Source organism: Buttiauxella warmboldiae, assembly GCF_003818135.1.
Classification (GTDB): Bacteria; Pseudomonadota; Gammaproteobacteria; order Enterobacterales; family Enterobacteriaceae; genus Buttiauxella; species Buttiauxella warmboldiae.
Window position 1 is genome coordinate 1 of the sequence record NZ_RPOH01000010.1, and the last position, 12,862, is coordinate 12,862.

9 protein-coding genes are annotated in these 12,862 nt (G+C 53.4%); 6 read left to right on the forward strand and 3 right to left on the reverse strand.

Annotated features, from left to right (window positions below; translation table 11 throughout):
* Positions 1 to 54 precede the first annotated feature (54 nt).
* Positions 55 to 1,590, reverse strand: coding sequence for a SpoVR family protein (locus EHN07_RS03000; protein ID WP_124022724.1), 1,536 nt, complete (start codon positions 1,588 to 1,590; stop codon positions 55 to 57).
* A 326-nt stretch (positions 1,591 to 1,916) separates the two neighbouring features.
* Here EHN07_RS03000 and EHN07_RS03005 point away from each other — a divergent pair, with 326 nt between their 5' ends.
* The gene (locus EHN07_RS03005; protein ID WP_124022883.1) at positions 1,917 to 3,221 is read left to right on the forward strand and encodes a D-amino acid dehydrogenase; all 1,305 of its coding nucleotides are present in this window, start codon (positions 1,917 to 1,919) and stop codon (positions 3,219 to 3,221) included.
* 14 nt (positions 3,222 to 3,235) lie between these two features.
* Positions 3,236 to 4,309: a catabolic alanine racemase DadX gene (dadX, locus tag EHN07_RS03010; protein ID WP_124022725.1), complete on the forward strand. Its 1,074-nt coding sequence runs from the start codon at positions 3,236 to 3,238 to the stop codon at positions 4,307 to 4,309.
* Positions 4,310 to 4,378: 69 nt separating this feature from the next.
* Here the strand turns inward: dadX and EHN07_RS03015 are convergent, their stop codons facing one another.
* Together EHN07_RS03015 and ldcA are read right to left on the reverse strand one after the other, a co-directional pair.
* Positions 4,379 to 6,112, reverse strand: a complete 1,734-nt coding sequence (locus EHN07_RS03015) for a potassium/proton antiporter (RefSeq protein ID WP_124022726.1) — start codon at positions 6,110 to 6,112, stop codon at positions 4,379 to 4,381.
* 73 nt (positions 6,113 to 6,185) lie between these two features.
* Positions 6,186 to 7,124 carry a muramoyltetrapeptide carboxypeptidase gene (gene ldcA / locus EHN07_RS03020; protein ID WP_124022727.1) on the reverse strand — a complete coding sequence of 313 codons (939 nt, stop codon included), beginning with the start codon at positions 7,122 to 7,124 and terminating at the stop codon, positions 6,186 to 6,188.
* A gap of 97 nt (positions 7,125 to 7,221) precedes the next feature.
* Here ldcA and emtA point away from each other — a divergent pair, with 97 nt between their 5' ends.
* From emtA to ebgA, 4 genes are all read left to right on the forward strand, one after another.
* Positions 7,222 to 7,830 (forward strand): membrane-bound lytic murein transglycosylase EmtA, encoded by a 609-nt coding sequence (gene emtA, locus EHN07_RS03025; RefSeq protein ID WP_124022728.1) that lies wholly within the window; start codon positions 7,222 to 7,224, stop codon positions 7,828 to 7,830.
* A gap of 197 nt (positions 7,831 to 8,027) precedes the next feature.
* Positions 8,028 to 8,279, forward strand: a complete 252-nt coding sequence (locus EHN07_RS03030; protein WP_034455252.1) for a GlsB/YeaQ/YmgE family stress response membrane protein — start codon at positions 8,028 to 8,030, stop codon at positions 8,277 to 8,279.
* Positions 8,280 to 8,645: 366 nt separating this feature from the next.
* Positions 8,646 to 9,629, forward strand: a complete 984-nt coding sequence (ebgR, locus tag EHN07_RS03035) for a transcriptional regulator EbgR (protein ID WP_124022729.1) — start codon at positions 8,646 to 8,648, stop codon at positions 9,627 to 9,629.
* A 152-nt stretch (positions 9,630 to 9,781) separates the two neighbouring features.
* Positions 9,782 to 12,853 (forward strand): beta-galactosidase subunit alpha, encoded by a 3,072-nt coding sequence (ebgA, locus tag EHN07_RS03040; RefSeq protein ID WP_124022730.1) that lies wholly within the window; start codon positions 9,782 to 9,784, stop codon positions 12,851 to 12,853.
* Positions 12,854 to 12,862 lie beyond the last annotated feature (9 nt).

A 12,862-nucleotide genomic window follows, 5' to 3' on the forward strand; every position in this document is an offset into this window, starting at 1 on the left:
TTTTCCTTCTTTGTCAGCAACCTCAACGCTTCCCGAAAGAAGCGTTTTTTATAGCTACAGGCTATTGAGTCCTGGCGGGCAACGTTCAAGCAGCTCGATGCTACCATCTTCGTTTTGCTGCTCAAGGGTGACGTCAAAGCCCCACAAACGGTGCACATGCTTCAGGACTTCACGACGCCCTTTATCCAGCGGGGCGCGGTTATGCGGGATATAACGCAGCGTCAGCGAACGGTCACCGCGTAAATCGACATTCCAGACCTGAATATTCGGTTCAAGATTGCTCAGGTTATACTGCGCAGAAAGCTCCGCACGAATTTTGCGGTATCCCTCTTCGTTGTGGATCGCGGCAATTTCCAGATAGTTATTGCGATCGTCATCCAGCACCGTAAACAGGCGGAAGTCGCGCATCAGTTTTGGTGACAGAAACTGGCTAATAAAACTCTCATCTTTGAAGTCACGCATCGCAAAATGCAGCGTCTCCAGCCAGTCTTTACCGGCGATATCCGGGAACCAGTAGCGATCTTCTTCGGTGGGCGACTGGCAGATACGCTTGATGTCCTGGAACATGGCAAAACCCAGGGCATAGGGATTAATACCGCTGTACCACGGGCTGTTATACGGCGGCTGGAATACCACATTGGTGTGGCTGTGTAAGAACTCCAGCATAAAGCGGTCGGTCACTTTCCCTTCATCGTACAGGTGGTTAAGGATAGTGTAGTGCCAGAACGTTGCCCACCCCTCATTCATCACCTGGGTCTGTTTTTGCGGGTAAAAATACTGGCTGACCTTACGCACAATGCGCAAAATCTCACGCTGCCATGGCTCCAGCAATGGCGCATTCTTCTCCATAAAATAGAGCAGATTCTCTTGTGGTTCAGAAGGATAACGACGCGCTTCGGCAACCGTTTTTTCCTCTTCGCGGCGCGGCAGGGTGCGCCATAGCGTGTTCACCTGGCTTTGCAGATACTCCTCACGGCTTTTCTGCCGCGCCGTCTCCTCCTGTAAGGAGATTTTTTGCGGACGTTTATAGCGGTCAACCCCGTAGTTCATCAGCGCGTGGCAGGAATCAAGCAGACGCTCCACTTCGTCCACCCCGTAACGCTCCTCGCACTCGGTAATGTATTTACGGGCAAAGATCAGATAGTCGATAATTGAGCTGGCATCGGTCCAGCTACGGAACAGATAGTTATTCCGGAAGAAGGAGTTATGCCCATAACAGGCATGGGCAATCACCAGCGCCTGCATGGTAATGGTATTTTCTTCCATCAGATAGGCGATACACGGGTTGGAGTTGATCACTATCTCGTAGGCCAGCCCCTGTTGCCCATGTTTGTACAGACGCTCCGTTTCAATGAATTTCTTACCAAATGACCAGTGCGGGTAGTTAATCGGCATCCCGATGCTTGAATAGGCGTCCATCATCTGTTCGGAGGTAATCACTTCAATCTGATGAGGATAGGTCTCCAGCCGATAGAGTTTAGCCACGCGATCTATCTCGGCGAGATAGACCTCAAGCAGCTCGAACGTCCAGTCTGGTCCATCACTCAGACGTTGGGGATCCTTTGTGGCGGAATCGGTAACAATAGCCATCAGCGCGCCCTCATTGTTGGCGGCTCTCTCTGAATGGAAAGCCTTACTTTCAAGAATAGACAACTCCCTGAAACTTAGTTGCCGTCAGCAGAATTTTTCCACCCTATTTAGTCACTCCAGTCACCCAATTTATTCATCTTTAGCAGCATATTATGTTGTGGATAATATCTTGGTTCGCAGGAGATCCCAATTATCCTTGTGCGGCTGTATCAGGCTGGGATGTGAGAAGAGTCACTATAATAAAGTCATATGTTGAATAACATTTTCATCTGGGTTATCAATTTGTAACCAGAAGATTATTCTTTTAGCTAAAGGGTGGAATGGATATGCGAGTTGTGGTGCTGGGAAGTGGCGTGGTGGGTGTCAGCAGCGCCTGGTATTTGCGCCAGGCTGGGCATGATGTCACGGTGCTTGATCGGGAGCCGGGCCCCGCTCAGGAAACCAGCGCGGCGAATGCCGGGCAAATCTCGCCGGGTTATGCCGCCCCCTGGGCCGCCCCTGGCGTACCGCTGAAAGCGATGAAATGGATGTTCCAGCGCCATGCGCCGCTGGCAATCAGCCTTGATGGCACGCAGTTTCAGCTAAAGTGGATGCTGCAAATGTTGCGTAACTGCGATATGCGCCACTACATGGAAAACAAAGGCCGTATGGTGCGCCTTGCGGAATACAGCCGCGACTGTCTTAAAGAGCTGCGCCACGCAACCCGTATTCAGTACGAAGGGCGCCAGGGCGGCACGCTGCAACTGTTCCGCACCGCGCAGCAGTATGAGAACGCCGCAAAAGATATCGCGGTGCTTGAAGAGGCCGGGGTGCCTTATCAACTGCTGGAAGCCAGCCGTTTAGCTGAAGTTGAACCGGCTCTGGCGGACGTGGCCCATAAGCTGACGGGCGGTTTGCGTTTGCCCAATGATGAAACCGGCGACTGTCAGCTGTTTACCCAAAACCTGGCGCAGCTGGCCGCGCAGGCGGGCGTTGAGTTTCGTTTCAATACGCCGGTCGACCGTTTGCTGTATGAGGGGCAGAGTATTTATGGCGTGCTGTGTGGCAAAGAGGTGGTAAAGGCCGATGCTTACGTAGTCGCTTTTGGCTCATACTCCACCGGGCTGCTGAAAAATATCGTTGATATTCCCGTCTATCCGCTGAAAGGTTATTCCCTGACTATCCCGATTGCCGACGAGCAGGGCGCGCCGGTCTCGACGGTACTCGATGAGACATACAAAATCGCTATTACGCGCTTTGACCGGCGTATTCGCGTCGGTGGAATGGCGGAAATTGTTGGCTTTAACACCGAATTACTGCAGCCGCGCCGTGAAACTCTGGAAATGGTAGTGCGTGACCTTTATCCGCGTGGCGGGCACGTTGAGCAAGCGACGTTCTGGACCGGCCTACGTCCAATGACGCCAGACGGCACGCCCATTGTGGGGCGTACCCCGTTTAAAAATCTATGGCTGAATACCGGACACGGTACGCTCGGCTGGACGATGGCCTGTGGTTCAGGCCAGATGCTCAGCGATCTAATCTCCGGAACAACGCCTGCCATTCCTTTTGATGACCTTGCGGTTGCGCGCTACTCCCCAGGTTTCAGGCCGGCAGGTTCACAGCGTCTGCATAACGCTCATGACTCATTTTAAATAAGGAGAGGACAATGTCCCGTCCTGTGGTTGCGACGCTGAATCTCAGCGCGCTGCGTAACAATTTAAACATTGTCCGCAAGGCAGCCCCTAATTCACGCGTCTGGTCGGTAGTTAAAGCTAATGCTTACGGGCACGGGCTGGAGCGCATCTGGTCGTCACTGAGTGAGACCGACGGTTTTGCACTGCTCAATATTGAGCAGGCGATCCTGCTGCGTGAACGCGGCTGGAAGGGGCCGATTCTGATGCTGGAAGGTTTCTTCCACGCCGATGAGCTAGCGCTTTTTGACCAGTACCGCCTGACGACCAGCCTGCACAGCAACTGGCAGGTAAAAGCGCTGGCCAATGCCAGACTCAAGGCGCCGCTGGATGTCTACCTGAAAATGAACAGCGGCATGAACCGCCTGGGCTTTAGCCCCGATCGTATACATACCATCTGGCAGCAACTGAAGGGGATCGCCAACGTCGGCCAGCTCACGCTGATGGCGCACTTTGCTGATGCAGAACGCAGTGAAGGTATTGTAGAACCGATGAAACGTGTGGAACAGGCGGCGGAAGGACTGGGCTGCCCACGCTCGCTCGCTAACTCGGCCGCCACCTTATGGCACCCCGAAGCGCATTTTGACTGGGTGCGCCCGGGAATTATGCTGTACGGCGCTTCCCCTGGCGGGCAGTGGTGCGATATTGCCACCAGCGGCCTGCAGCCGGTGATGACGCTGCAAAGCGAAATTATTGGCGTACAGAATCTGAAGTCGGGTGATGTGGTGGGTTATGGCAGCCGCTATCGGGCAAATGCCGAGCATCGCATTGGGATCGTCGCCTGCGGTTATGCCGATGGTTACCCGCGTATTGCGCCGACAGGTACGCCGGTGCGCGTTGACGGTGTGTTAACCCATACCGTTGGCGCGATCTCTATGGATATGCTGGCTGTCGATCTCACGCCATGCCCCCATACGGGAATCGGCAGTCCGGTCGAATTGTGGGGCAATGAGGTAAAAGTTGATGATGTGGCGCAGTCTGCGGGAACGGTAGGATATGAATTACTGTGCGCACTGGCACCGCGCGTGCCTGTAGTGACAACATCCTGAAGTTATAACGCAACAGACATTCATTCAGCGACAGGGCGGGAGTAACGACGTTACGCCCGCCCAACCCGATTATGACTCCGTTTCTTCGCTTTCTACGCGTACGCCAATTTTGCGCACCTGATTATCTTCTTTCTCGGCTACCGTCCAGATCATGCCGGCAAATTCTACCTGGTCGCCGACCACCGGCGCACCGCCTAACATGCCGACCACAAATTCGCCCAGCGTTTGCTGGGTGCTGACGCTGTCATCGAGTTCCAGACCGTAAATGGTGGCAACATCTCCAAGCTGCGCACTGGCTTCGAGAATAAAGTCACCAAAGAAGCGCTGGTCGAGCGCGACTGGCGGCGTCTGGCTAAACATTTTACCCAGCGCGGGTAAATCACGCTCGCGGCCAATCACACACAGCACATCGCCGACTTGCAGGTGGGTGCGGTCATTCGGGTGAAGCAGCGTATTGTCACGGAACAGCGCGGCAATACGGGTATCTTTCGGCATCTTCAGGTCGCGCAACGCGGCACCAATACACCATTTATCTTCGCTAAGCTGATAAACAAACTGCTCCCACGGATTTTCCGGGTGGATATCCAGGCCGACGCGGGAAACCGGCCAGCCGACGGGCGGCACCACTACTTTGGCTTTTTTAGCCGCCCAACTGAGCGACGTGCCTTGTAATAGCAGCGACACCAGCACCACGAAGAAGGCCACATTAAAGAACAGGCGCGCGTTTTCAAGCCCCGCCATCATCGGGAATACCGCAAGAATAATCGGCACCGCGCCACGTAGCCCGACCCAGCTGATAAACACGCGCTCGCGCAGATTAAAGCTGCGGAACGGCAGCAGGCCGAGGAACACCGAAAGAGGACGCGCAAAGAAAATCATCCAGATGGATAACAGCAGCGCCGGAATGGCGATCGGCAGCAGGTCGGTGGGGTTGACCAACAGCCCCAGCACCAGGAACATGCCTATTTGTGCAAACCATGCCAGGCCATCAAAGTTTTGCAGAATGCCGAAGCGGCTGCGAATAGGGCGGTTGCCGAGCAGGAACCCGCACAGATAGACCGCGAGGATCCCGCTGCCGTTTAAGGCGGTGGTAATGCCAAAGACCATAATCCCACCGCTTAATGCCAGCAGCGGATACAAACCCTGCGGCAGCGTGATGCGGTTGATCATTTGCAGCAGCAGATAACCGCCGCCAAGGCCAAGCACGATCCCCAGACCAAACTGCTGGATGATATCCACCAGGAACATCCAGCTCAGGCCGCTTTGCCCCTGCTGAATCATCTCAATGAGCGTGATGGTGAGAAACACCGCCATGGGATCGTTGCTGCCGGATTCTATCTCAAGCGTTGAGCCGACACGCTCGTTCAGCCCTTTACCGCCCAGTAAGGAGAAAACGGCTGCCGCATCGGTGGAGCCGACGATGGCACCAATCAGCAACCCTTCGATTAAGTTGAGGTTAAACAGCCAGGCCGCGGCCATGCCGGTCAAACCCGAGGTGATAAGCACGCCGACGGTGGCCAGAGAAAGTGCCGGGCCCAGCGCGACGCGAAAAGAGCTCGCCTGGGTGCGCATTCCGCCGTCCAGCAGAATGACCGCCAGCGCCAGGTTACTGATTAAATAAGCGAAAGGATAATTATCAAACGGAATGCCGCCGATGCCGTCAACCCCTGCCAACATGCCGATGGCGAGGAAGATAACCAGAATGGGGATACCAAGACGCGAGGAAAAAGAACTCAATAAGATGCTACAAGTTACCAGTACGGAACCTAAAATAAACAGACTGACTATCGCCCCTGCGTCCAAAATTATCGTTCTCCTTTGCGCCTGTATCTATTCGTGCGGAAAATTTTAACACGGAACGCATTGATTCATCGTGCTATCTGAGGGGCTGGGCCGCTTTTTTTTGCCGGATGACCGGATGACCACTGACGGTCAGGCTGGCGGTTTGCCCGTTATGATGCAGTTCACCGAAAGCCCCTAACGGCAGGGTGACGGTCTCGGGCTGATGGCCAAACGGTAAACCGCGCAGCACCGGAATCGATAACCGTTGCTGTAGCATGCGACACATTTCATTGAAGTCATAATCACCGTCGTAGTCGCTTAACGTTGCCCCGTTGAAGCTGCCCAGAATCAGCGCTTTCTGGCGCGCTAAAATTCCGGCGTGATGCAGCTGCAATAACAGTCGCTCGACGCGAAACGGATGCTCATTAATATCTTCCACCACTAAAATACCGCCATCAATCACGTTGAGCCATGGTGAACCGATCAGCGACACCAGCATGGCGAGATTGCCTCCCCAGAGCGTTCCGGTTGCCGAACAGGCAGGCGTAGGGCTCTGCCAGTTCAGAGTAAAGCGTGGTTCGCTTATCGCCTGCCAGAAATGCTGCCAGGTAAAGTCGTTAAACTCTTGCGCGCCAAAGTTCCCGGCAAGCATCGGGCCACTGAAGGTGATGGTGCCGGTCTGGGAAAGCAGCGCAAGCTGAATGGCGGTGAAATCGCTGTGCCCGCAGATAATCGGAGGGCGTGCGCGAAACGCCCGCCCCAGGCTGGCATAGTCAATATTTTCCAGCAAACGCGAGGCGCCATAGCCGCCACGCACTGCCAGCACGATATCGCACTCATCAGCGAGTGCGGATAAATCCTGAATATCGGCCAGCCTTTGTGCGTCCGTTCCGGCAAAGCGTTGAAAGCGCCGTGGCACGACCGACTGGTTCTCTACCCGGTGGCCTAATGCTTCCAGGCGCTCGATACCGCGCGCGGCGGCGGCCTGATTAACACAGAAACCAGAAGGGGCAATCAAACGAATCGTGGACATGGCATTTCCTTGCTGAAAGTGAATTGGTTATCATGCCGTTAGAAATGGTGGTTGTCACCCGCCTGACGGCGATGAATCTGAGTTAAGGATAATACGTGTGAAGATAAGATGGCTGATGGTACTGGTTCTGATTTTGGCTGGCTGTTCCAGCCGCACCACCAAACAACCCGAGTGGGACCCGACTGCACCGGTGCAACGCGCCTTAACATGGATGCCAATAACCGATAAGGCAGCAAAAGAGTGGGGGGTGAGTCCGCGAGTGATTACCGCGATTATTGCGGTAGAGTCAGGCGGCAACCCAACGGTTGTCAGTAAATCGAATGCGGTGGGGCTGATGCAAATTAAAGCCTCAACGGCGGGCAAAGATGTCTATCGCCATCTGGGATGGGGTGGGGAACCTTCGACGAGCGAGCTGAAAGACCCGGCGCGGAATATCTCGATTGGCACTGCCTATTTAAGCATCCTGGAACGGGGCATTCTGGCCGGAATTGAAGATCCCCAGACCATGCAGTATGCGCTACTGGCCTCCTATGCTAACGGTGCCGGAGCGCTGCTCAGAACCTTTTCATCCGATCGGAAAAAAGCCATTGCGGAAATCAATGACCTGAGCCCGGATGAGTTTTACGAATATATTGCGAAAAAACACCCGGCGCCGCAGGCACCGCGCTACTTGTATAAAGTGTCTAAAGCATTAAACGCTATGTAATCATGTAACCCGGCCCGTTTTTGCACGGGCCGAATATCGCAGCGCTGAACTGAATATTCGCCGCCTTAGTTAGTGAGGTCAGTCACGTTTTTCTAACCTTTGATTATACTTAGCGTGCTGACAGACAGAACCCGCCGCCAAATCAGGGGGGATTCTGTTTTGTTATCACACACACAATAACGAAGAGGACGTTGAATATGGGTATTCTGGCCTGGATTATTTTCGGTTTGATTGCTGGTGTCATCGCAAAATTGATTATGCCTGGTAAAGACGGCGGCGGTTTTATTGTGACCTGTATTTTAGGGATCATCGGTGCGGTTGTGGGGGGATGGATTGCCACCTTTCTTCATATCGGCGGCAGCGTTACGGGCTTTAACCTGCCAAGTTTCCTGGTCGCGGTGGCCGGTGCGATTATCGTGTTGGTTATTTACCGCATGGTGCGCAGGTAATCGAACGGCGAATAATAGAGGAAAGCTGAGGAAAGCTATTGCGTTCAAACGGCCCCATTGCGGGGCCGTTTTAACGCCGGCAACAACCAGCAAAGCGGCAATCGGGGCAAGTCGCAGTAATACTTTCATATTCCCTCCTTAGCGATTAAAAGAATGCGAACGGTCATATCGCTTGCCCGTGAAGTTATGCTGGCAGCGCGCAAAAAATCATCTTAGATAATTTTTTACTAAAAAATACACTTCAGGCGCTAAAGCGATAAGTGAGTCACAACTCCAGACTGTGGCTATGCCGGTTAAACGCAGGGGTATACAGCGACTCGTGATGCCATTAATCTATCGTTTTCATCTCATGATTATTAGGATGTTATGGCTACTTTGAAGGAGATCGCGCAAGCGGCTCAGGTGTCTGTCGCTACGGTTTCACGCGTGCTTAATGACGATCCCACTCTGAGCGTGAAAAGCCAAACTCGTCAGAAAATCCTCGAAGCTGCAGAACGGCTGGAATATAAAGTCCCCAGCGCGAAGCGCCACGCCAGCCAGCGTTTGACCTTTGCCGCTCTTTACACCCACGGGCAAGAGTTGGAAATTAACGATCCTTATTACCTGGCGATGCGTTATGGGATTGAAACACAATGTGAAAAATTGGGTATCAAGCTGGTTTCCTGCTATGACTTCAAAGGTGAGCGTGCGCTGGTGGCCGCCGATGGTTTACTGATTATTGGTAAACCTCAGCCGACGACTCAGGCTCTGCTTGAACAGCAGGAGCTTCCACTGGTCTATCTCGACGGCGTTACCAGCGACCCGCGCTTTGACTGTGTCAGCGTAGATTTAGCCAAAATCAGCCAGAAAGTGATCGACTACTTTATTTCCCGTGGCTATCAGCGCATCGGTTTTATTGGCGGGCGCGATGACCTTGATTATGCCGACCAGCGTGAACAGGCATTTGTAGAGTATGGCCGCCGCAAGAAAGTGGTGCGGGCAGAAGATGTTTACTACGGTGATTTTAGCAGCCAGGCGGGTTATCAGTGCGCGATAAAAATGCTATCTCATTCAGCGGAGTACCCGCCAGCTCTATTTGTGGCGACCGACTCTATCGCCATTGGTGTGCTGCGTGCGTTACATGAACACGGCGTTAAAGTGCCGGAGCAAATGGCGCTGATAAGCGTCAATGATATTCCCACCGCGCGCTTCGTTTACCCGGCGCTGTCTACCGTGCGTATTCATTCTGAAACCATCGGTGCGCAGGGGGTTAACCTGCTGATGGAAAGGATCCGCGATGAGCGCACCATCCCGCTGACGGTATTTGTCCCAAGTTCGCTGCAGCTGCGCGATACCACTATCACCTCTTAATAAAATCAACAATTAACAGTAAATCGCCCGCTCGCTGGTGAACACCGGGCGGCGATTTATTGTGATCGCACCGCCATTTAGTAAACTTTAATTTTATATTTTAGTAAATATTTACTATTGTTTTCCCGGACACCCGTACTGAGGATGTAAGCGTGAAGAACTGGGAAAATATACAAAAACAATCTGAGAACCGGCTGCCCGCTCGCGCCTGGTTCCATAGCTATCAAAGCGTTGAACAGGCCAGAGAACTTAACCGCTGCGCAAGTCAGGGTTTTATGCTGTTAAGCGGGACCTGGACATTTCATTACTTCGACAATCCTGAAAAAGTCCCCGCCGAATTTTACCGTGAGTTAATGAACGGCTGGGGGGGAATCACCGTACCGGGAATGTGGCAGCTGGAAGGCCATGGTAAACTACAGTACACCGATGAAGGGTATCCGTTCCCCATTGATGTTCCGCACGTGCCGACCAATAACCCTACCGGGGCATATCAGCGCGAGTTCACGCTGCCAGCCGATTGGTTGCAACGCCAAATCATCATCAAATTCGACGGTGTAGAAACCTATTTTGAAGTTTATCTGAATGGCCACTATGTCGGGTTCAGCAAAGGCAGCCGTCTTAGCGCCGAGTTTGATCTCAGCCCTTATGCTCACGCAGGCATTAATTTACTGAGCGTGCGGGTCATGCAATGGGCTGACTCCACCTATATTGAAGACCAGGACATGTGGTGGATGGCGGGTATTTTCCGCGACGTTTATCTTATCGGCCAGCCGCAGGTGCATCTGCAGGACTTCACCGTGGTAACGGAATTTGATGAAAACTACGGCGATGCCGGGCTGCAGATCTCCTGCGAATTGCACAATCATACCGGAACATCGGTCGCGAATTATCAGCTTCACGCGCAGCTTTTTGATGGCGAACAGTGCATAGCAGAACAAAGCCACCCTGCGCTGACCATACCGCATGCCTCAACCTGCCAGTTTGTGATGCCGGTAAAACAACCAAAGCAGTGGAACGCGGAGCAACCGAACCTCTATTTGCTGCTGTTAACGCTGCGCGATAATTCTGGTGAGATCGTCGAAGTGGTGCCGCAGCAAGTGGGGTTCCGCGATATCAAAGTGCGCGATGGTCTGTTTTATGTCAATGGCCGCTACCTGAAACTTCACGGGGTAAACCGCCACGACCACGATCATCAGAAAGGTCGCGCCGTGGATATGGCGCGAGTTGAGCGCGACATTATTCTGATGAAGCAGCACAACATCAACGCCGTTCGCACCGCCCATTATCCAAACGACCCGCGTTTTTACGCCCTGTGTGACCAGTACGGCCTGTTTGTGATGGCTGAAACCGATCTTGAAAGCCACGGTTTTGCGAACGTCGGTAATATCAGCCGCATCACGGACGATCCTGAGTGGGAACATGCTTACGTCGAGCGTATTGAACGCCACGTTCAGGCGCAGAAAAATCATCCTTCTGTCATCATCTGGTCGTTAGGCAACGAGTCGGGCTACGGCTGTAATATTCGCGCCATGGCTGCGCGCTGCAGGCAGCTCGACCCAACGCGTCTGGTGCATTATGAAGAAGACCGGGATGCCGAAGTGGTGGATATCATCAGCACCATGTATTCACGCGTTTCCATGATGAACGCCTTTGGCGAATATCCTCATCCCAAGCCCCGTATCATCTGCGAATACGCGCATGCGATGGGTAACGGGCCGGGTGGGCTGGCCCAATATCAGGCGGTATTTAACCAACATAAATCTCTGCAGGGGCATTACATCTGGGAGTGGTGCGACCATGGCCTGCTGGTGTATGACGAACAAGGGCGCGAGCGTTACCAGTACGGTGGCGATTATGGCGATTACCCGAACAATTACAATTTCTGCATGGATGGCCTGATTTATCCCGATCAGCGGCCAGGCCCTGGTTTGCGTGAATACAAACAGGTGCTTTGTCCGGTGAACGTCCGCGAGACCGCGCAGGCTGACGTTTTACTGGTGGAAAATCGCTACTGGTACAGCTCGCTGGGCGATATTGAATTCCGCGTGGCTTATCAGGTTGATGGCAAAACCCTCGCACCACAAACGCTGGCGCTGCCACATCTGCTGCCGGGTGAGTCCGAAGCGTTAACCGTGGTTTCGCCTGAGCTGCCTGCGGGTGAAGTGTTTATTAACGTTGAAATCGTGAAGCGCAGCGCCACACCTTACAGCGCAGCGATGCATACGCTCGGCCATTTCCAGATATTGCGCCAGACTGCCGTAGAACGCGAACCGCTGCCGGTTGTAAAAGCCGCCGCACTCCATAGTGAAACCCAACAGCATCAGCAGATTATCCGTGGGCAGGATTTTTCACTCACCTTCTGCCGCCTGAGCGGTGAGCTGGTTTCATGGCTGGTCGACGGTGAGGAGATCGTTGGACGCGCACCGCATCTGACCTTCTTTAAACCGACAATTGATAACCACAAGCAGGAATTTGAAGGATTGTGGCAGCCGTATCACCTTCACCTGATGCAGCATAACTTCCGCGCAATGCGTCATTTCTCGCAGGGGGATGATGTGGTGATTGAAATCGACAGCACCATTGCGCCGCCGGTCTTTGATTTCGGTATGCGCTGTACTTATCAGTGGCGGATCGCGCCAGCAGGCCAGGTTACGCTGAATTTGTCCGGCCAACCCTATGGTAACTATCAGGCGATTATTCCAAAAATCGGTCTCGATTTTGGCCTCAGCAAACGTTTTAAGCAGGTGGAATATTATGGGCGCGGACCGGGCGAAAACTACAGCGATAGTTGCCAGAGCAACCTGATTGGCCACTATCGCCAGCCGGTGGAAAGCCTGTTTGAAAATTATCCGTTCCCGCAAGACAACGGTAATCGCCAGGATGTGCGCTGGCTGAGCGTTGAGGATGAAAAGGGCAACGGAATTTTCATTCAGCCACCCAGGCCGATTAACTTCAGCCTCTGGCCTTATAGCGCTGAAATGCTGCAACAGGCGCAGCACATCAACGAACTGGAAGCCTGTGATTACCTGACGCTCAATCTTGACCATCAAATCCTCGGCCTGGGCTCCAACTCCTGGGGTTCCGAAGTCCTGGACTCGTTCCGGGTGTATCTCAAAGCATTTGAATATGGTTTCACGATGGTGCCTTTTCGTCACCCGCAAATAGCGAAAAGTGAGCTGGCGCAATACGATCTCCAGCCGCAAACCGCATGCGCAAAATCTTGATGAGGCAAG

Coding starts and splice junctions, on each gene's coding strand:
- EHN07_RS03000 (WP_124022724.1), bottom strand. CDS start 1,590: ATGGCTATTGTTACCGATTCCGCCACAAAGGATCCCCAACGTCTGAGT.
- EHN07_RS03005 (WP_124022883.1), top strand. CDS start 1,917: ATGCGAGTTGTGGTGCTGGGAAGTGGCGTGGTGGGTGTCAGCAGCGCC.
- dadX (WP_124022725.1), top strand. CDS start 3,236: ATGTCCCGTCCTGTGGTTGCGACGCTGAATCTCAGCGCGCTGCGTAAC.
- ldcA (WP_124022727.1), bottom strand. CDS start 7,124: ATGTCCACGATTCGTTTGATTGCCCCTTCTGGTTTCTGTGTTAATCAG.
- EHN07_RS03030 (WP_034455252.1), top strand. CDS start 8,028: ATGGGTATTCTGGCCTGGATTATTTTCGGTTTGATTGCTGGTGTCATC.
- ebgR (WP_124022729.1), top strand. CDS start 8,646: ATGGCTACTTTGAAGGAGATCGCGCAAGCGGCTCAGGTGTCTGTCGCT.